Annotated in this window: 18 protein-coding genes; 8 read left to right on the top strand and 10 right to left on the bottom strand. The window is 71.6% G+C overall.

Annotated features, from left to right (window positions below):
• Positions 1-154: 154 nt before the first annotated feature.
• Positions 155-1,051 carry a serine/threonine-protein kinase gene (locus OHO83_RS33145; RefSeq protein ID WP_330280149.1) on the top strand — a complete coding sequence of 299 codons (897 nt, stop codon included), beginning with the start codon at positions 155-157 and terminating at the stop codon, positions 1,049-1,051.
• 67 nt (positions 1,052-1,118) lie between these two features.
• Here OHO83_RS33145 and OHO83_RS33140 read toward each other — a convergent pair whose 3' ends face one another.
• Positions 1,119-2,585: an alkaline phosphatase PhoX gene (locus OHO83_RS33140; protein WP_330280148.1), complete on the bottom strand. Its 1,467-nt coding sequence runs from the start codon at positions 2,583-2,585 to the stop codon at positions 1,119-1,121.
• A gap of 233 nt (positions 2,586-2,818) precedes the next feature.
• Positions 2,819-4,261: a hypothetical protein gene (locus OHO83_RS33135; protein WP_330280147.1), complete on the bottom strand. Its 1,443-nt coding sequence runs from the start codon at positions 4,259-4,261 to the stop codon at positions 2,819-2,821.
• A gap of 216 nt (positions 4,262-4,477) precedes the next feature.
• Between OHO83_RS33135 and OHO83_RS33130 the strand changes: the two genes are divergently transcribed.
• Positions 4,478-6,301, top strand: a complete 1,824-nt coding sequence (locus OHO83_RS33130) for an endonuclease/exonuclease/phosphatase family protein (protein ID WP_330280146.1) — start codon at positions 4,478-4,480, stop codon at positions 6,299-6,301.
• A 52-nt stretch (positions 6,302-6,353) separates the two neighbouring features.
• Here OHO83_RS33130 and OHO83_RS33125 read toward each other — a convergent pair whose 3' ends face one another.
• A complete protein-coding gene (locus OHO83_RS33125; RefSeq protein ID WP_330280145.1) occupies positions 6,354-7,097 on the bottom strand; it encodes an SRPBCC family protein in 744 nt (247 codons plus the stop codon).
• Positions 7,098-7,118: 21 nt separating this feature from the next.
• Positions 7,119-7,730: an ArsR/SmtB family transcription factor gene (locus tag OHO83_RS33120; protein ID WP_266669207.1), complete on the bottom strand. Its 612-nt coding sequence runs from the start codon at positions 7,728-7,730 to the stop codon at positions 7,119-7,121.
• Between the two features lie 322 nt (positions 7,731-8,052).
• On the opposite strand from OHO83_RS33120, the gene OHO83_RS33115 reads away from it, so the two are divergent.
• The 4 genes from OHO83_RS33115 (at position 8,053) to OHO83_RS33100 (ending at position 11,372) form a co-directional block, all read left to right on the top strand.
• Complete coding sequence (locus tag OHO83_RS33115; RefSeq protein WP_266669209.1) at positions 8,053-8,592, top strand: hypothetical protein; 540 nt, start codon at positions 8,053-8,055, stop codon at positions 8,590-8,592.
• A gap of 66 nt (positions 8,593-8,658) precedes the next feature.
• Entirely contained in the window at positions 8,659-9,504 is an 846-nt protein-coding gene (locus OHO83_RS33110) for a DUF4097 family beta strand repeat-containing protein (protein WP_266669211.1), read from the top strand.
• A 66-nt stretch (positions 9,505-9,570) separates the two neighbouring features.
• The gene (locus tag OHO83_RS33105) at positions 9,571-10,581 is read left to right on the top strand and encodes an ATP-binding cassette domain-containing protein (protein ID WP_329435719.1); all 1,011 of its coding nucleotides are present in this window, start codon (positions 9,571-9,573) and stop codon (positions 10,579-10,581) included.
• Positions 10,578-11,372 (top strand): ABC transporter permease, encoded by a 795-nt coding sequence (locus tag OHO83_RS33100; RefSeq protein WP_330280144.1) that lies wholly within the window; start codon positions 10,578-10,580, stop codon positions 11,370-11,372. Before OHO83_RS33105 ends, OHO83_RS33100 begins: the two co-directional genes overlap by 4 nt.
• Positions 11,373-11,418: 46 nt before the next feature.
• Here the strand turns inward: OHO83_RS33100 and OHO83_RS33095 are convergent, their stop codons facing one another.
• Complete coding sequence (locus tag OHO83_RS33095) at positions 11,419-11,691, bottom strand: hypothetical protein (protein ID WP_330280143.1); 273 nt, start codon at positions 11,689-11,691, stop codon at positions 11,419-11,421.
• A gap of 207 nt (positions 11,692-11,898) precedes the next feature.
• Here OHO83_RS33095 and dapA point away from each other — a divergent pair, with 207 nt between their 5' ends.
• Complete coding sequence (gene dapA, locus OHO83_RS33090) at positions 11,899-12,801, top strand: 4-hydroxy-tetrahydrodipicolinate synthase (protein WP_266669219.1); 903 nt, start codon at positions 11,899-11,901, stop codon at positions 12,799-12,801.
• Positions 12,802-12,857: 56 nt separating this feature from the next.
• Here dapA and OHO83_RS33085 read toward each other — a convergent pair whose 3' ends face one another.
• The 5 genes from OHO83_RS33085 to OHO83_RS33065 all read right to left on the bottom strand — a co-directional run bounded on the left by OHO83_RS33085 (position 12,858) and on the right by OHO83_RS33065 (position 16,839).
• The gene (locus OHO83_RS33085; RefSeq protein WP_330280142.1) at positions 12,858-14,081 is read right to left on the bottom strand and encodes a WD40 repeat domain-containing protein; all 1,224 of its coding nucleotides are present in this window, start codon (positions 14,079-14,081) and stop codon (positions 12,858-12,860) included.
• Positions 14,078-14,689 (bottom strand): SigE family RNA polymerase sigma factor, encoded by a 612-nt coding sequence (locus OHO83_RS33080; protein WP_266669223.1) that lies wholly within the window; start codon positions 14,687-14,689, stop codon positions 14,078-14,080. The genes OHO83_RS33085 and OHO83_RS33080 overlap by 4 nt, the downstream gene beginning before the upstream one ends.
• A 168-nt stretch (positions 14,690-14,857) precedes the next feature.
• Positions 14,858-15,859 carry a 2,3,4,5-tetrahydropyridine-2,6-dicarboxylate N-succinyltransferase gene (gene dapD, locus OHO83_RS33075; protein ID WP_266669275.1) on the bottom strand — a complete coding sequence of 334 codons (1,002 nt, stop codon included), beginning with the start codon at positions 15,857-15,859 and terminating at the stop codon, positions 14,858-14,860.
• A 54-nt stretch (positions 15,860-15,913) separates the two neighbouring features.
• Positions 15,914-16,519: a TetR/AcrR family transcriptional regulator gene (locus OHO83_RS33070; RefSeq protein ID WP_330280141.1), complete on the bottom strand. Its 606-nt coding sequence runs from the start codon at positions 16,517-16,519 to the stop codon at positions 15,914-15,916.
• Complete coding sequence (locus OHO83_RS33065) at positions 16,519-16,839, bottom strand: DMT family transporter (protein ID WP_266669279.1); 321 nt, start codon at positions 16,837-16,839, stop codon at positions 16,519-16,521. The genes OHO83_RS33070 and OHO83_RS33065 overlap by 1 nt, the downstream gene beginning before the upstream one ends.
• Before the next feature lie 52 nt (positions 16,840-16,891).
• Between OHO83_RS33065 and OHO83_RS33060 the strand changes: the two genes are divergently transcribed.
• A complete protein-coding gene (locus OHO83_RS33060) occupies positions 16,892-18,031 on the top strand; it encodes a DUF7847 domain-containing protein (RefSeq protein WP_330280140.1) in 1,140 nt (379 codons plus the stop codon).
• Positions 18,032-18,245: the final 214 nt, after the last annotated feature.

Below are 18,245 nucleotides of genomic sequence, written 5' to 3'. Positions count from 1 at the left end.
GATACCAACGACGTTCGCGGGAACCCCCCGGTGGCTGCCCGGCGTCGCAGTGATCGTCGGCGGCTCTCGGCGGCCCGGGTCTTCCGGGCGTCCCTGCCCGCCGACGGCGAGCCGCGGTACCGCTGTTCGAAGCCGTACAGGAGGATGGCGTTCCATGGTGCGTCTCGCGGATTACCGCCTCGTCAGTCAGCTCGGGGACAGCGGCACGGGGACCGCCCACCTGGCGCGCTCCCCCGCGGGCCAGGTCGTGGTGGTCAGGACGGTGCGGGAACCTCTCGCGGCCGAGCCGCTGTTCAGGGCGCGGTACCGGTGGGAGACGGAGGCTGCGCGGGCCGTGCGGGGGCCCTTCACGGCGGCCGTGCTCGACGCCGATCCCGAGGCGGCGATGCCCTGGCTCGCGGCCGAGTTCTGCGTGGGCCCCTCGCTGTCCGAGGCGGTGGCGGCGCTCGGCCTCCCGGACCCGGGGGCTCTGGCCGCGATCGGCGCTTCGCTCGCCGGGGCGCTCACGGCGATCCACGCGACGGGACTCGTGCACGGCGATCTCAAGCCGGCGAACGTCGTCGTGACGCCGGCCGGGCCCAAGGTCATCGACTTCGGTGTCGCGAAGGCGGCGGTCCCGGGCGGCGGGACACCCGGCACCGGCGAACCGGCCGCCGAACCGGTCGGCTCCCCCGGCTTCATGGCGCCCGAGCAGATCACCCACGCCGTCCCGGCCGGCACGCCCGCGGACGTGTTCGCGCTCGGCGCGCTGCTCGGCCTCTGCGCGACGGGCCGCAATCCGCACGGCGCGGGCAACGCCCCGCACGTCATCCACCGCACACTCCACGAGCCGCCGGACCTCGTCGGCGTCCCGGACCAGGAGTGGGAGGCATTCCTCGCCCGCTGCCTGGCCAAGTCCCCGTACGCCCGTCCGACGGTCCCCGAGGTCCTGGCGTGGTGCGTCGCGCGGGCGACCCCGTATCCCTGGTGGGAGCAGGAAGAGGTCGCGGCCCTCATCCATGTGCACGAGGAGTCGCTCGCGGAGCGGCTGTCGGCGGAGGAGCAGGACTGACCCGGGAACGACCGCGGCCGACGCGCACGACAGGTGTGTGTGCGCGCCGGCCGGAGGGTGAGGGTGCTCAGTTGGAGCGCTGGCGCTTCCACGGTCCCGTGATGGCGAGCATGATGCCCGGGGTCTGGATGTTGGCGTAGAGGGTCCGGCCGTCGGGCGAGAACGTGACGCCGGTGAACTCGCTGTACTCGGGCTCCTGTTCGGTGCCGATGTTCAGTTCGTTGCGCGCGATCGGGTACGTGCGTCCGCTGTCGGTCGCGCCGAACAGGTGCTGGATGCCGTTGCCGTCCTCGGCGATGACGAGGCCGCCGTACGGGGAGACCGTGATGTTGTCCGGGCCGTCGAAGGCGCCGTCCTTGGACGGGTCGGCGTTCACGCCGAGCAGGACCTTGAGCGTCAGGGTGCGGCGCTTGGGGTCGTAGAACCAGACCTGTCCGTCGTGCTGGACGGGGCTCTCCTCACGGGCGAACGAGGAGACGATGTACGTCCCGCCGTCGGCCCACCACATGCCTTCGAGCTTGCGGGCGCGGGTGACCTCACCGTCGGCGAACTGCTTGCGCACGGAGACGGTCCTGGCGTCGCGGTCGGGCACGTCGACCCAGTCGACGCCGTAGACCGTGCCGATCTGGGTGGCGCGCGACAGGTCGTCGACGAAACGGCCGCCGGAGTCGAAGCACCTGGTGGCCTGGAGGACGCCCGCGTCGTCGGCGAGCGTGCGCAGCTTGCCGCGGCCGTGGTGGAAGCCCTTCGGCGGGGTCCAGCGGTAGAGCAGGCCGTTGGGCCCGGACGCGTCCTCGGTGAGGTAGGCGTGGCCGCGCTTGGGGTCGATGACGACGGCCTCGTGCGCGTACCGGCCGAAGGCCTTGATGGGCTTCGGCTCGCGGTTCGCGCGGCGGTCCGCGGGGTCGACCTCGAAGACGTAGCCGTGGTCCTTGGTCATGCCGTTGGCGCCGGCCTTGTCCTCGGTCTCCTCGCAGGTCAGCCAGGTGTCCCAAGGGGTGCGCCCGCCCGCGCAGTTGGTGGCGGTGCCGGCGATGCCGACCCACTCGGCGACCTGTCCGTCGCGGCGGACCTCGACGACGGTGCAGCCACCGGCGGCGGCCGGGTCGTAGACGAGTCCCTCGGCGAGCGGCACCGGGTACTTCGCCTTGGTGCGGGCGCCGCCGATCTCGTGGTTGTTGACGAGCAGCGTGGCGCCGCGGGGACCCTCGAAGGTGGCGGTGCCGTCGTGGTTGGACGGGGTGGACTCGCCCGACTCCAGGGTCGTCCTGCCGGTGTACGTGATGACGCGGTACGAGAATCCGGCGGGCAGTGCGAGCAGGCCCTTCGGGTCGTCGGCGAGCGGGCCGTAACCGACACCGGGGTGGTGCCCGTCGTGGCCCTCGTGACCCTCGGTGCCGGCGACGTCCTCGTATTCACCTTCGGCGGCCAGCGCACCGGGAGCGGTGGCGAGCGCGCCGACGGTGCCGGCCAGGGCGATGCCCGCGCCCGTGGCGGCGGAGCGTCTCGTGAAGTCCCTGCGGGTGAGCGACATGGTGTCTCCTGTGACCGGTTGGCTGTGGCGGTGAGCGGGCGCTGATGCTGTTTCGGCCACACGGTCTCTGCCATGCCTGAACGGGGGCTGAACTCCGCACGACGCCGGCAGAGCGAACACGTTCACGGTCGTCGGCGGGCGGGACGACCGAGGGTGGGCGGGACGGGCCGTACACGAAAGGGGGCGGGGCGCCCTCGCGCCCCGCCCCCTCCCTGTCCCGGCGTCGCCGTCCGCTAGCCGCCCTGCGCGGAACGCGCCTTGAACGCCGCCTTGCGGGCCTCCTTGGCCACCTTCTTGTCGGGGTGCAGACGTCCCATCGCCTCCAGGACGTCCGCCGTCGCCGGGTGGTCCACCTTCCACGCCGCCGCGAAGAACCCGCGGTGCTGCGCCGCGAGGCCCTCGACCAGGCCCCGGAGTTCGTCGGAGTTGCCCTCGAGGGCGAGCTGCGCGGCGATCGTGTCGACGGTGAGCCAGAAGATCAGGGACTCCGGCGGCGCGGGCACGTCGCCGGCCCCGTGCTCGGCGAGCCAGACCCGCGCGAGACCGCCCAGCTCCGCGTCGTCGAGCACCTCCCTGAGCGCCGGCTCCGCCTCGCCGCCCACGAGGGAAAGCGCCTGCTGGCAGCGCAGCCGCCGCAGCGGCGCCCCGGCGTCCGCGCCGCGCGCCGCGGCCAGCAACTCCCGTGCCGCCACGAGCGGTTGGCGCCGAGCGAGCCACTGCTCGATCTCGGCCTGCGCCGCGGCCTGCGGGAACGACGACGTGCCGTCGAGCAGCGTGTCCGCACCCTTGTCCGCGAGGTCGCCGACGACCGGCGCGTCGAGACCGGCGTCGATCATGCGCGCGCGGACGCCGTAGAGCCCGAGCGGGGTGAGCCGCACCATGCCGTACCGCGTGACGTCCGAGTCGTCGAAGGCGTCGGGCTCGGCGCCCCCTTCGCCCTCCTCGATCTCCGCCATCAGCGCCTCGTCGACCGGCTGGAACTCGACGAGCCCCACCGGGACGAGCAGCCGGAACTGGTCGTCCAGCTTCAGCATCGCGTCCGACACCTGCTCCAGGACGTCGTCCGTTGGCTCGCCCATGTCGTCGGGCACGATCATCGACGCGGCGAGGGCGGGCAGCGGGACGGGCTCGTCGCCCGCGCCGCTCTCGGTGACGGTCAGGAGATAGAGGTTGCCGAGGACGCCCTCGAGGAACTCGGCCTCCGCCTCGGGGTCCCAGTCGAGCTGCGAGAAGTCGACCTCGCCGGTCTCCTCCAGGACGTCGACGAGGTCGTCGAGGTCCGGCACGATCGCGTCGGCGAGCGCGGCGTCCAGGGCGCCGAGCCAGAGGGCGAGGATGTCCTGCGGGCTGCCGGAGGCGACGACGGCGAGGTCCTCGCCCGCGGCGACGGTGCCCTCCTCCTCGTCCACGATCTCCACGAGCCCGGTGTCGACCGCGACCCGCCAGGCCTCGCTCGCGTCCGCGGCCCCGTCGGCATCGGCGGCGAGCCCGAGTTCGAGCGCCGCGGCGGGCAGCTGTTCCTCGACGAGTTCGCCGCCGGCGCCGACCCGGGTCGTGGGTCCCGCCCAGCGGGCGAGCCGCACCGCGCGGGAGAGCAGCGGGGTGGCGAGGGCGTCGCGCGCGAGCTCCGCTTCGGAGTGCAGCCTCGCCGGCGGCAGGGGGGAGCTGTCTGACATCGCCTTGTTCTCCTCCGGACGTGTTGTGCGACCGCTCAGCCTAGACGGATTTGGCAGCATGCCGCCCGGTTCATGTACCCGTCAGGAACCGTACACCGCTGAAACCTTGACAACTCCCCATGCTCCACAAGACATTTACGCGCGTAGAAGAGCACGGAGCGGCCCGTTCGCTCCACCCTCGTCCCGGCGCATCACGCACGTCCCCGGAGGGACCCCTTGCCGAGCAAGAACTCGTCGCGCCTCGCCGCGCTGACCGTCGCCGCCGTCTGCTCCACCGTCTCCGCCGTCTTCCTCACCTCGCCCGCGCACGCGGACGCGATACGCATCCATGACATCCAGGGCGCGACCCGGACCTCCCCGCTGGCCGGGAAACAGGTCACGGACGTGGCCGGTGTGGTCACGGGCGTCAGAACCTACGGTTCGTCCAAGGGCTTCTGGATCCAGGACACGGCTCCCGACGACGACCCCGCCACCAGCGAGGGTGTCTTCGTCTTCACCAGCTCGGCCCCGAAGGCCGCCGCCGGCGACGCGGTGACGGTCTCGGGCACGGTCTCGGAGTACGTCCCCGGCGGCGCCTCGTCGGGCAACCAGTCCGTCACGGAGATCACCAAGCCGACGGTCACGGTCGTGTCGTCGGGGAACGCGCTCCCGGCCGCCACGGTCATCGACGCGAAGTCGGTGCCCGCCGCGTACGCCCCGGCCGGCGACCCGGCGGCGAACGGCTCGGTCAACGCGCTGCCGCTGCGCCCGTCGAAGTACGCCCTGGACCTCTACGAGTCCCTGGAGGGCATGAACGTACGCGTCGGCTCCTCCCGTGTCGTCACCGCCTCCGACGCGTACGCCGAGCTGTGGGTGACCGTCAAGCCGCACGAGAACCCCACACGCCGCGGCGGCACCGTCTACGGCTCGTACGGGTCCCAGAACACGGGCCGCCTCCAGATCCAGTCGCTCGGCACGGTCGCCGACTTCCCCACGGCGAACGTCGGGGACACCCTGGCCGGACGGACCGAAGGCCCCCTGGACTACACCCAGTTCGGCGGTTACACGCTGGTCGCGCGGGAGCTCGGCACCCTGGACAAGGGGGGCCTGGAGCGGGAGACGACGCGGAAGCAGAAGCGCGGCGAGCTGGCCGTGGCCACGTACAACGTCGAGAACCTGGACCCGGCCGACGGCACGTTCGCCGCGCACGCGGCCGCGATCGTCGACCACCTCCAGTCGCCCGACGTCGTGTCCCTGGAGGAGATCCAGGACAACAACGGCGCGAAGGACGACGGCACGGTCGCCGCGGACGTCACGGTGAACAAGCTGATCGACGCGATCGTCGCCGCCGGCGGCCCGAAGTACGACTGGCGCTCCGTCGACCCGGTCAACGACCAGGACGGCGGCGAGCCCGGCGGCAACATCCGCCAGGTGTTCCTCTTCAACCCCGAGCGCGTCTCGTTCACCGACCGCGCGGGCGGCGACTCCACGACCCCCGTGGGCGTGACGCGGACGCACGGCCGGGCGGCGCTGACCGCGTCCCCGGGCCGGATCGCCCCGGCCGACGAGGCGTGGAAGAACAGCCGCAAGCCGCTCGCGGGCGAGTTCGTCTTCCGCGGGAAGACCGTCTTCGTCATCGCCAACCACTTCGCGTCCAAGGGCGGCGACCAGGGCCTGACGGCGCAGTACCAGCCGCCGGCGCGCAGCTCGGAGACCCAGCGCCACGCGCAGGCGGACGCGGTGAACGGCTTCGTGAAGGAGATCCTGAAGGCGCAGAAGAACGCCGACGTCGTGACACTCGGCGACATCAACGACTTCGAGTTCTCCGGCACGGCGCAGCGCCTCGAGGACGGCGGCGCCCTGTGGTCGGCGATCAAGTCCCTGCCGAAGAGTGAGCGTTACACGTACGACTACCAGGGCAACAGCCAGGTCCTCGACCAGATCCTGATCAGCCCCTCGATCCGGCACGACGACTTCGCGTACGACAGCGTGCACGTCAACAGCGAGTTCAACGACCAGATCAGCGACCACGACCCGCAGGTGCTGCGGTTCCGTCCGTAGCGCCTGCGGGCCTGTCCGCAGCACCGGCGGGTTGACCGGCGGGGCGGGGTCGTCAGGCGAAGACCCCGTCCAGCCAGCCGCGCCAGGCCGCCTCGTCCTGCGCGGCGTCGGCGTCCGGCGCAAAGTCGTGGACGACGATGCCGACGGGCGCGCCCCAGCGGCCGCGGCCGAAGAAGCGGTACATGGCGTCGTCGGTGCGCAGGCCGATGAAGGACGGGTTGCGGTAGTCGAGTACGGCTTCCAGGCTCTCGCCGCCGGGGCCCCGCACGCGCAGCTTGGCGCCCTCGGCGGCGTCGTCGGGCAGACCGAGGGCGCGGCCGACGGCGGCGAGGGCCTCGGGGCCGGCCGACCCGGCGGGCCCGTCGAACATGGCGAAGGCGACGGGTCGGCCCGCGAAGTGCGTCAGGTACTGGCGCAGCGTGTGCAGGTAGAAGTCGGTGTGCTTGTCGGCGCCGTCGTAGTACTCGTCCCAGTTGTCGACGAAGATCCCGCTGTGGACGTAGCGGACCCAGGCGCGGGTGCCGCCGTCGCGGGCCTCGATGACATGGTCCAGCTGGTTGAGGGTCTGGAACGGGGGCAGCGCTTCCGCGTTGTCCGAGCGGGCGGTGAGCCGGTGCTCCGGGTCCCAGGCGGTGATCGTGGCGCCGTGGGGGCCGCGGCCGCCCTCCTTGGGCTCGTACTCCATCGGCCACAGCCAGCCGCCGGTGCCCGAGGTGAGCGCCTCCCAGACCTGCTCGGGGGTGGCGTCGACCTCGAACTCGCGGGCGATCTCGAATTCCCTGGGTTCGTTCGTCATGGTGGTGACTCCTTGGTGCGGTCAGTCTTCGAGGGGCGGTCGGGGCTGCGGTTCCTTCACCGAGGGATGCACGGCGATCACCACGCGGTGGTCGCGGCCGCCCTCGGCGGATCCGTCGTGGTATTTGCGGACGAGCGCGCCGACCCCTTGGGTCAGTTCCTCGATGAATGCGGCCCGGTCCGCGGCGGACGCGAACCTGACCTCGCCGTCGAGCGCGTAGGTGGCCAGGCGCTTCTTCGCCTTGGCGGCCCCGGTGAGCAGCGCCCCCACGTCCTGTACGAGACGTGCCGCGACGGCGAGCAGCCAGCGCGCGGAGAGCTGGTCGCGGGCCCGGTCCGGGTCGGGCCGCACGGCGCCGAGCGCGACCGGTGAGATCACGTACGAGGCGGCCGTGGCCCGCATGAGGCGCTCGGTGACATTGCCCTTGCGCCGCTCCCCCGCCAGCTCGACCAGGCCGTGCTTCTCCAGCGCCTTGAGGTGGTAGTTCACCTTCTGGCGCGGCAGGCCGACCTTGGGGGCGAGCATCGCGGCGGATGCGGGTCCGGCGGCCAGCTCCGCGAGCAGCCGGGCCCTGATCGGGTCGAGGGAGACCGCGGCTGCCGCGGGGTCCTCGATCACGGTGACGTCCAACATGACCCCACCGTCCCACCGAAAACTTTTTTTGTCCAGGCGACCCGATTGTTCGGCGAGCCGAGGAAGCAAGGGAAGTCGAGGAAACCGGGGAAGGGCACCAGCCACCCGGGCATGGACGGACCCGATGGCACCACGTGGTGCCATATGGCGCCACGTGGTGCCACCAGAGGCGTCAGAACGGACGGGACACCACGTGGCACCGCCTTGACGCAATTCGACGTCACTACATTTTCGCAGGTCAGAGCCACTCGCCCAACCCCGACCCACAATCAACCCCCTCACCCGCTTGCGCATGACGCCAAAGTGGTGCCACTATGGCGTCATGGACCTCACGCCGTATGTCGACAACCTCCGCCGCGAACTCGCGGTGGCCGCCGAAGCCGGCGGCGAAGAAGCCCGCGAGCTGGCCGAGCGGCTCACCGCCCCCCTGGAGTCGGCGACCCGCCTGACGATGCTCAACGTGCTCTCCGCCGCGATGGACGAGATCACCCTTGAACTCGCCCCCGGCTCGGTCGACGTACGACTGCGCGGGCTCGACCCGGACTTCGTCGTGACGCGGCCGGCGACCGAGGAGACGTACGAGGACAGGAGCGGGCCCGCCGAGCCGCTCAAGGCGCCGGCCCCGGCGCCCGCCGACGGAGACGACGGCGGCACCGCCCGCGTCAATCTGCGCCTGCCCGCCCACCTCAAGACGCGCGCCGAGGAGGCCGCGAGCCGAGAGGGCCTGTCGGTCAACGCGTGGCTGGTCCGAGCCGTGTCGGCCGCGGTCGACGGCGGCACCCCGTCACGCGCACCGGGAAGCAGCCAAGCCACCCGCACCACCCGCTCCGTCGGACAGAGCTTCACGGGCTGGGTGCGCTGACCGCGCATCCCGCCCGCCCGAATTCACCCGGAACTTCACCCTGAGACCCAAGAGGACGGGACAGCCATGCCTTCTTTCGACACGCCCCAGCCGATCTCGGTCATCGCCAACGTGGCCGCCGGTTCCATCCAGTTCTCCGCGAGCGACCGCCTCGACACGGTCGTCGAGACGCGGCCCCGCGACCCGAAGAAGGACAAGGACGTGCGGGTCGCCGAGCAGACCGAGGTCACCTACGCGAACGGCGTGCTGACCATCAAAACGCCCAAGGGCCGCTACCTCGTCGGGCCCACCGGCAGCGTCGACGTGACGGTCGAGCTGCCGACCGGCTCCCGCATCGACACGACCGGCTCCTGGACCCAGGTGCTCGGCGAGGGCCGGCTCGGCGAGGTCCGCGTGAAGACGTCGTCGGGTGACGTCCGCCTGGACTCGACGGGCCCGCTCCAGCTGACCGCGTCGCACGGCTCGATCACCGTGGACCAGGTCGAGGGCCTGGCCGAGATCACCACCAGCTCCGGCAGCCTGCGCGTCGGTGTCGTGGACGGCCCGGCCGTCCTGAAGAACTCGCACGGCTCCACGAGCGTCGGCACCGCGATCGGCGATCTGCGGGTGAGCTGCGCCAACGGCGACATCGACATCCGGCGCGCCGAGAGCTCGGTCACCGCGACCACCGCCCACGGCACCCTGCGCGTGGGTGACGTGGCCCGTGGCACCGTCCAGCTGGAGACCTCCTACGGCGCCATCGACATCGGCATCCGCGAGGGCACGGCCGCCTGGCTCGACGCCGGCTCGGGCAACGGACAGGTGCGCAACACGCTCACCGCCTCCGACAGCCCGGAGAAGAGCGAGGAAACGGTAGAGGTCCGCGCCCGGACCAAGTTCGGCAACATCGACATCCGCCGCGCCCGGGCCTGACCCGTCCAAGTCCCTCACGCCGCACGCCACTTCACCGCTCACCACGCCTTCGAATGGGAGGGCCCCATGCCTTCATCTGTCATGACCACGTCCAGGTCGGGCAACGGCCAGCAGCCGCCCGCCGCCGTCTCCACCGTCGGGCTGCGCAAGTCGTACGGCGACAAGACCGTCCTCGACGGGATCGACCTGCACATCCCGACCGGCACCGTGTTCGCCCTGCTCGGCCCGAACGGCGCCGGCAAGACCACGGCCGTGCAGATCCTGTCCACGCTCATCTCCGCCGATGGCGGCCAGGCCCAGGTCGCGGGCCACGACCTCGCCACGTCACCGGACGGCGTACGTGCCGCGATCGGTGTCACCGGGCAGTTCTCCGCCGTCGACGGATTGATCACCGGCGAGGAGAACATGCTCCTCATGGCCGATCTCCACCACCTCCCCAAGCACGAAGGGCGCCGCGTCGCCGCCGAGTTGCTGGAGCGGTTCGACCTGGTGGACGCCGCGAAGAAGCCCGCCTCCACCTACTCGGGCGGCATGAAGCGCCGCCTCGACATCGCCATGACCCTGGTCGGCAACCCCCGGATCATCTTCCTCGACGAGCCGACCACCGGCCTCGACCCCCGCGCCCGCCACAACATGTGGGGCATCATCCGCGAACTCGTCACCGACGGGGTCACCGTCTTCCTCACCACGCAGTACCTCGACGAGGCCGACGAACTCGCCGACCGTATCGCCGTGCTCAACGACGGCAAGATCGCCGCCGAGGGCAGCGCCGACGAACTCAAGCGACTCATCCCCGGCGGACACATCCGGCTCCGGTTCACCGACCCGGACGCCTACCGGTCCGCCTGCCTCTCTCTGCGCGAGGCCCACCGGGACGACGAGGCCCTCGCGCTGCAGATCCCCAGTGACGGCAGCCAGCGCGAACTGCGTTCCATCCTCGACTGGCTGGACTCGACCGGCGTCGAGGCGGACGAGCTGACCGTGCACACCCCTGACCTCGACGACGTGTTCTTCGCCCTGACCGGCGGCGCCGGCGTACCCGCCCAGCCCAACCAGCCCAAGGAGGAAGCCCGATGAGCTCCCTGTCCCTCGCCGTGCGCGACTCGTCCACCATGCTGCGCCGCAACCTGCTGCACGCCCGGCGCTACCCCTCCATGACGCTGAATCTGCTGCTGACGCCCGTCGTGCTGCTGTTGCTCTTCGTCTACATCTTCGGCGACGTGATGAGCGCCGGCATCAGTGGCGGCGGCGCCGACCGCTCCGCGTACATCGCGTATCTCGTCCCGGGCATCCTGATGCTGACCATCGGCGGCACCACGATCGGCAGCGCGGTGTCCGTCTCCATGGACATGACCGAGGGCATCATCGCCCGCTTCCGCACGATGGCGATCCACCGCGGATCGGTGCTCATCGGACACGTCGTCGGCAGTGTTCTGCAGTGTGTGATGAGCGTGGTGCTCGTCGGGGCCGTCGCCGTGGCGATCGGGTTCCGGTCCACGGACGCCACCGCCCTGGAGTGGATCCTGGCGGTCGGGCTGCTGGCGCTCGTCTCCCTGGCACTCACCTGGATCGCGGTCGGCATGGGCCTGTCCAGCCCGAACGCCGAGGCGGCCAGCAACAACGCGATGCCGCTGATGGTCCTGCCGCTCCTGTCCAGCGCGTTCGTCCCGGTCGACGCGATGCCGGGCTGGTTCCAGCCGATCGCCGAGTACCAGCCGTTCACCCCGGCCATCGAGACTCTGCGCGGACTGCTGCTCGGCACCGAGATCGGCAACAACGGGTGGCTGGCCGTGGTCTGGTGCCTGGCACTGGCCGTCCTCGGCTACACCTGGTCGCGCTCGCTCTTCAACAACACCGGCAAGCGCTGATCGACGGCACCATCACTCTTCGACACCGCGCACGAGGGCGGGGCGTTCACTCACCGGCGGGGAGTGAACGCCCCGCCCTGCTGCTGTCCGCAGAGCCGCGCGACGCTGCGCCGCGCTCCGCCTCGGCGAGGATCGCGTACCGGTCGGCCACGATCGCCTCCGCGTCGGCCACCGCCCGTTCGGCGGCGATGCGGCGCCCGGCGCAGGAGTGCGGGCCCGGCGCGGGGTGCCGGCGGCGCCACCAGCCGTCACACGCGGCGTAGATGCCACTCGCGCAGATCAGCAGCGGAACGGCGAGGGCCAGGACGATGTCACGCACCACGGGATCCTTATACGTTTTATATGTCTACGCATACGTGCGACTTCTTCCTGATAACTCGGAATCCGGGCGCCCTTTCTGAAGGTCACCCCTCGGCCAATATCCCGTCGGAACTCGGCCATGCGCCCCAACTGCTTAGCAAGACTTGCCACTATCTCGTAGAAGAATTAAGTGGAGCTGTACGGTCGGGGCGCCGAGACTGCGCTTATGAGCCTCGCGAACTCCCCGCACCCGCCCTTCGGCCGCGCCCTGTGCGCCATGGTCACGCCGTTCGCCGACGACGGCGCCCTCGACCTGGACGGCGCGCAGCGCCTGGCGGCCCACCTGGTCGCCGAGGGCTGCGAGGGCCTCGTCCTGTCCGGCACCACCGGCGAGTCCCCCACGACGTCGGACGACGAGAAGGCCGCGCTCGTGCGGGCCGTGAAGGACGCGGTCGGGGAGCGGGTCCCCGTCGTCGCGGGCGTCGGCACCGCGGACACCCGGCACACCGTGGAGCTCGCCGCCGGGGCCGAGAAGGCGGGCGCGGACGGCCTGCTGGTCGTCAGCCCGTACTACAGCCGCCCGCCGCAGGACGCCCTGGAGGCACACTTCCGCGAGATCGCGGACGCGTCGGGACTGCCGGTGATGCTGTACGACATCCCGGGCCGCACCGGCACGCGCATCGAGCCGGACACCCTGATCCGGCTCGCGTCCCACCCCCGGATCGTGGCCGTCAAGGACTGCGCGTACGACATGCTCGGCACGCAGAAGGTGCTCGGCGCGACCGGTCTGGCGTACTACGCGGGCTGCGAGGAGTTCGCGCTCCCGCTGTATGCGGTGGGCGGGGCGGGCTTCGTGTCGACGGTCGCGAACGTGGCGCCGCGCGCACTGCGGGCCGTCCTGGACTGCTACGACGCGGGCGACATCGGGGAGGCGGCCCGGCGCCAGCAACTGGCGGCCCCGCTCGTGGAGTTGATGATGGCGTCAGGCCTTCCGGGCACGGTCACCGCGAAGGCGCTGCTCGGCGCGATCGGCCTGCCCGGCGGCCCGGTCCGCGCACCCCTGCGGCCCGCCGGCCACGAGGTGACCGACGGGCTGCGAGCCGCGTACGAAAGACTCGTCAGCGTGTAGTGGCGTGTCATCCCGGGGGACGGCCCCGGACCCCCGGCCGGAGGACACGCCCTGCCTCAACGCGTCGTGAACTGCGGTGTCCAGCGGCCCGGGTAGTCGTCGGACGCCTTGCGGAAGTCGCTGAGCTGGACGACCTTGTCGCTGCCGATGGTGAGCAGGAGCAGCTGGTTGTGGAACTCGCCCTTGCCGCGGCACTTCTTGGGGTCGCAGCCCCAGGCGATGAGCCGCTTGTTGTCGGCCCAGGCGAGCAGCTGCTGTCCCGGCACCTTCGTGACCATCCTGCCGCTGAGCGGATCGACGATCGCCGAGGCGATCTCGTCGCCCTGGCCGGCGAACTCACCGCCGATGAGCTTGCCGTCCGGCGAGAGCCCCGCCTCCGCCCACGACACGTGCTTCTCCACGGCGGGTGTGGCCACCTTGCGGCCGTTCAGGTCGTAATAGATCCGGCCGGGCGCCATCGGGGTCTCCTCGTAGACGAGCCTGCCGTCGTGGCTGAACCGGAGGTCGGAGCGCGCGTTCGGCGACCAGCCCATCTCGTCCTTCCAGAAAGGCCGTTCGTGCCAGTCCGCCTTGCCGGAGGCGACGTCGACGACGGTGAACCCGGTCCGGCTGGCGAGCGGTCCCGGCTGGTCCTTGCCGTTCACGTTCATCTTGTGCGACCAGTAGAGGTGGTCGGGGTTCTTGGAGTACGTCGTGGCGACGAGCTTCCTGCCGTCCGGCGAGAACTCCACCCCGCCCACGCCCTTGTCGAGCTCGATCCACCGCTCCACCTTGCCGGTGATCAGGTCGAGCAGGCCGATGCGGTCCACGGGCAGCCGCTTCTCCAGGACGGCGGCCGTCCGCATGCCGGGCGCCACGTCCACCCACGACCACCGGGTGGTCCTGTCGTACTTGCCGGTCTTCTGGTTGAGCAGCCCGTAGGTACGCCGCATCTCGGCGTCTCGGCCCGGCAGCTTGACCGTCCTGTACGTGGAGAACGCGGCCAGCGCCGAGTCCCCCGCCGCGATGAGGTCCCGCGGCGGCGACTGGTCCGGGTGCGCGATGATGTCGCTCTGGTTCATCCGGCTCGCGGGGCGCACGTCCTGGCCGCCCGAGTGCAGGACGGGCACGGCGACCGCCGTGGCGACGACCGCCGCCGTGGCGACCGCGGCTCCCGCGATGGTGCGGACCCGGCGGCGGTGCCGCACGGCGAGCACCCGGTCGGCGAAGCCGGGCGGCACGGACGCGCTGTCGGCGGCCTGTTCGCGCAGTGCGTCGCGCAGCAGTTCATCGACGTTCACGGACGCACCTCCATGGGCGAGAAGTCACGGGACGGCAGCTCTTCGGCGTCTGCCTGACCGAGCGCGGCGAGTTCGGGCGCGAGGCTGCGCAGCTTGGCGAGCGAGCGGTGCGTGGTCGAGCGCACGGTGCCCACCGAGCAGCCCAGGAGGCGGGCGACGTCCGCCTCGGGCAGATCCTCGAAGTAGCGCAGGACGAGTACGGTGCGCTGCCGGGCGGTGAGCCTGGCGAGCGCGGTGCGCATCACGATGCGCAGGTCGGCGGCGTGGGAAGAGTCGACCCCTGTACGACTCTCCGGCGGCTCGGCGACGGCCAGTTCCCGTCCGCGCCACTTCAGGCGCCATCTGCTGATCTGCTGGCGGTAGAGGATCTTCCGTACGTAGGCCTCCGGTTCGTCGATGCGGTGCCAGCGTCCGGCGGCCTTGATCAGCGCGTTCTGGAGCAGGTCCTCGGCGGCGTGCCGGTCGCCCCCGCTGAGGAGCACCGCGGTCTTCAGTAGCGCGGACGACCTGTTCGCCACGAACTCGCGGAAGCTGTCCCAGCGATCCTCGCCTGCCTCACCCCCCGCCTGTCCGGCATGCCCCGCTGGTGCTTCTCTGCCGGCATCCATCGTCACCTTCTCTTCCCCGTCGGGGCGGCCCTGGTGCCCCCCGTGCTGTTCCTTGTGACGCGCGCGGCGGCCCCTCGCTATGCCTGCGGGCCCGAGAAATTGTGCGAGGCATGACGCGAAGTGGCCCGCACCGGATTCCGGCGCGGGCCACTTCGGGTGCAGGGTGCGTCAGTTGTGGCTGTGCAGAACCTCGTTCAGGCCGCCCCACACCGCGTTGTTCGGGCGGGCCTCGACGGCGCCGGTGACCGAGTTGCGGCGGAAGAGGATGTTCGAGGCGCCGGACAGGTCGCGGGCCTTGACGATCTCGCCGTCGGGCATCGTGATGCGCGTACCGGCGGTGACGTAGAGACCGGCCTCGACGACGCACTCGTCGCCGAGGGCGATGCCGACGCCCGCCTCCGCGCCGACGAGGCAGCGCTCGCCGATCGTGATGCGGACGTTGCCGCCGCCGGAGAGCGTGCCCATGGTGGAGGCGCCGCCGCCGATGTCGGAGCCGTTGCCGACGACGACACCGGCGGAGATGCGGCCCTCGACCATCGACGTGCCGAGCGTGCCGGCGTTGAAGTTGACGAAGCCCTCGTGCATGACGGTGGTGCCCTCGGCGAGGTGCGCGCCGAGGCGGACGCGGTCGGCGTCGGCGATACGGACGCCCTTCGGCGCGACGTAGTCCGTCATGCGGGGGAACTTGTCGATGGACGTCACGGCGAGGTGCAGGCCCTCGGCGCGGGCGTTGAGGCGGACCTTCTCGACGTCGTCGACGGCGACCGGGCCGAGCGAGGTCCAGGCGACGTTGGCGAGGAGACCGAAGACGCCGTCCAGGTTCTGCCCGTGCGGCTTGACCAGCCGGTGGGACAGCAGGTGCAGGCGCAGGTAGGCGTCGTGCGCGTCGAGCGGCTTGTCGTCGAGCGAGGCGATGACCGTGCGTACGGCGACGGTCTCCACACCGCGGCGGGCGTCGGTGCCGATGGCCTTCGCGGCGCCCTCGCCGAGCAGTTCGACGGCGCGCTCGGCGGAGAGCCGCTCGGTGCCGGCCGGGCCGGGCTCGTCCTGGAGGGACGGGGCGGGGAACCAGGTGTCGAGGACGGTGCCGTCGGCGGTGAGCGTGGCGAGTCCTGCGGCGACGGCGCCGGTGGTGCGCTGAGCGGTGGTGCTGGCGGGAGAGTCAGACATGGGTGAAACCTAACCGGAGGTGCGCCGCGGGGGCGAACCGGTGGGGCCGGTGTCTCAGGTGCCGGGCGCGCCGCGCTCCCCCGACGGGCCGGCCGCGGCGCCGGCCGCGTCGTCGCCGGGGGCGCCGTCGATGACCCGCGCGAGCATGTCGCGCGCGTACTCCTCCTCGTAGACGGCGTCCGTGAGCAGCACCTGGAGACAGATTCCGTCCATCAGGGCGACCAGCGCGCGGGCCGTGACCGGGTCCGTGTGACGCGCGAGTTCCTCGGCGACGCCCTCGCCCCACTCGGCGGCGACGGGCCGCAGCGCGGGCCTGCGCAGGGCGGCGAGATACAGCTCGTACTCGAGCTCGACGCCGGAGCGCTCACCAGCGAGCCACTCGCCGAGGACCGCGGCGAGCCCGGCCGCGAGCCGGGCGCGCGGCGCCTCGAAGACGGCGCTGCCGGCCAGTGCCTTCGCGAACCCCTCATTGGCCTGGCGCAGCGCGGCGACCAGCAGTTCGTCGAGGGTCTTGAAGTGGTACGTCGTCGAGCCGAGCGGCACATCGGCCTCGGCGGCGACGCTGCGGTGGCTGAGCCCGCCGATGCCCTTCTCGCCCACCACGCGGATCGCGGCGTCGATGATGCGCTGCCGCCGTTCGGGGTCGTAGCGCCGCGCCATCAGTGGGCGCCGCCCATGTTGAGCAGCACCACGCCGCCGATGACCAGGGCGATGCCCGCGAGCCGGGCCGCGGTCATCGCCTCGCCGAGGAAGAGCATGCCTATCCCGGCGATGACGGCCGTGCCGACGCCGGCCCAGATCGCGTACGCGGTCCCGACCTGCACGGTCTTCAGCGTCTGGGCGAGCAGCGCGAACGCGATCAGATAGCCCGAGACGGTGATCAGGGAGGGCCAGAGCCTGCTGAATCCCTCGCTGTACTTCATGGCGGTGGTGGCGGCCACTTCCGCCGCGATGGCGCCGGAGAGCAGTACGTATCCCATGTGTACGAGTGTACGCAACGTTGTGTACGAGCGTACATAGCACGGTCGGGCTATGGTGTCGCGATCACTGTGGGGGGCCACAGGGACGGACTACTCCCGGGAGTGCGGCGAGATGACGGACATGTGGGGACAGGGGCCTGGTCAGGGACCCGGATACGGACCGGGCGGCTACGGCTGGGGCGGTGCGTGGACCCCGCCGCCGCCCCCGCCGCAGCCGGGTGTCATCCCGCTCGCCCCGCTCGGCGTCGACCGGATACTCGGCGGCGCCTTCACCACGATGCGTCGCCACGCCAAGCCGCTGTTCGGCACCGTCCTCATCGTGTACGCGGTGCTCGCCGCGCTCATGGCGGGCGCGCTGGCGCTCGCCTACGCGGCCGTCTCCGACGACGTACGGGCGCTCCTGGACCGGCACGACGAGTTCGAGTGGAGCCACGCGCGGCCGGTGTTCACCGCGTTCGGCGTGGTGTGGGCCGTCGGCATGCTGGCGCTCACGGTCGGCACGGCGTTCATCCAGTCCGCGTGCACCGTGGTGCTGCGCGAGGCGGTGCTCGGCCGTCCCGCGCGCTTCGGGGCGGTATGGCGGCGCGCCTGGTCCCGCACCCCATCGGTGCTCGGCGTGGGCCTGCTGATGGGCCTGATCGCGCTGATCCCGGCGGGCCTGGCCGTGGCGTTCCTGGTGTCGGTCTTCGTCATGCTGCTCACGCAGTCGGTCGCCCCGCTCGGCGTCCTGTTCCTGCTCATGGCCGTGACGGTGCCGCTCGTGGTGTGGATCTACGTCCTGTTCCTGTTCGGTCCGGCGGCCGCCACGCTCGAGGAGGCCGGGCCGATCCAGGCGCTGCGCCGCTCGGCGCGCCTGGTGCGCGGCGCCTGGTGGCGCACGTTCGGCATCTCCCTGCTGGCCGGCGTGATCATGATGGTGGTGTCGCTCGCGGTGCGGGTGCCGCTCCAGATCGCGATGCCCGACACGACTCCGCAGGCGTACCGGCCGGGTCAGAGCGCGTCCGACGTGTTCGAGGCGATGCTGCCGAAGCTGGGCCTGATCATGGCCCTGTCCATGATCGTCAACCTGCTTGTTCAGCTGGTGAGTTCGGTGTTCCTGCCCCTGGTCACCGCGCTGCTCTACATCGACCAGCGCATCCGCAGGGAGGGCCTCGCCCACACCCTGGAGCTCGCGTCCCGGTCGGACCCCTAGGGTCTGTCCGGCGGATCAGGTCGCACTCGGGGGCCCGCGCTGATCTGTGCCGGTGAGCGGGGTCTGGCGCGTCGAGATGCAAGGCGGAGGAGGGCGACAACGCGGAGCGTTGGCAACCGACGACAACGCCGCAGGTCGGCGTGCCGGACCCCGCGCCCGCGACAAGATCCGCCGGACAGGCCCTGGGGCCCTTCGAAGGCCCTGGCCCTCCGGA

This window comes from Streptomyces sp. NBC_00569 (assembly GCF_036345255.1).
Classification (GTDB): domain Bacteria; phylum Actinomycetota; class Actinomycetes; order Streptomycetales; family Streptomycetaceae; genus Streptomyces.
The sequence above is the reverse complement of the archived record's forward strand: the minus strand, read 5'-3'. Positions and strand labels throughout refer to the sequence as shown.

Coding starts and splice junctions, on each gene's coding strand:
- OHO83_RS33145 (WP_330280149.1), top strand. CDS start 155: ATGGTGCGTCTCGCGGATTACCGCCTCGTCAGTCAGCTCGGGGACAGC.
- OHO83_RS33140 (WP_330280148.1), bottom strand. CDS start 2,585: ATGTCGCTCACCCGCAGGGACTTCACGAGACGCTCCGCCGCCACGGGC.
- OHO83_RS33135 (WP_330280147.1), bottom strand. CDS start 4,261: ATGTCAGACAGCTCCCCCCTGCCGCCGGCGAGGCTGCACTCCGAAGCG.
- OHO83_RS33125 (WP_330280145.1), bottom strand. CDS start 7,097: ATGACGAACGAACCCAGGGAATTCGAGATCGCCCGCGAGTTCGAGGTC.
- OHO83_RS33120 (WP_266669207.1), bottom strand. CDS start 7,730: ATGTTGGACGTCACCGTGATCGAGGACCCCGCGGCAGCCGCGGTCTCC.
- OHO83_RS33115 (WP_266669209.1), top strand. CDS start 8,053: ATGGACCTCACGCCGTATGTCGACAACCTCCGCCGCGAACTCGCGGTG.
- OHO83_RS33110 (WP_266669211.1), top strand. CDS start 8,659: ATGCCTTCTTTCGACACGCCCCAGCCGATCTCGGTCATCGCCAACGTG.
- OHO83_RS33105 (WP_329435719.1), top strand. CDS start 9,571: ATGCCTTCATCTGTCATGACCACGTCCAGGTCGGGCAACGGCCAGCAG.
- OHO83_RS33100 (WP_330280144.1), top strand. CDS start 10,578: ATGAGCTCCCTGTCCCTCGCCGTGCGCGACTCGTCCACCATGCTGCGC.
- dapA (WP_266669219.1), top strand. CDS start 11,899: ATGAGCCTCGCGAACTCCCCGCACCCGCCCTTCGGCCGCGCCCTGTGC.
- OHO83_RS33080 (WP_266669223.1), bottom strand. CDS start 14,689: ATGGATGCCGGCAGAGAAGCACCAGCGGGGCATGCCGGACAGGCGGGG.
- dapD (WP_266669275.1), bottom strand. CDS start 15,859: ATGTCTGACTCTCCCGCCAGCACCACCGCTCAGCGCACCACCGGCGCC.
- OHO83_RS33070 (WP_330280141.1), bottom strand. CDS start 16,519: ATGGCGCGGCGCTACGACCCCGAACGGCGGCAGCGCATCATCGACGCC.
- OHO83_RS33065 (WP_266669279.1), bottom strand. CDS start 16,839: ATGGGATACGTACTGCTCTCCGGCGCCATCGCGGCGGAAGTGGCCGCC.
- OHO83_RS33060 (WP_330280140.1), top strand. CDS start 16,892: ATGGTGTCGCGATCACTGTGGGGGGCCACAGGGACGGACTACTCCCGG.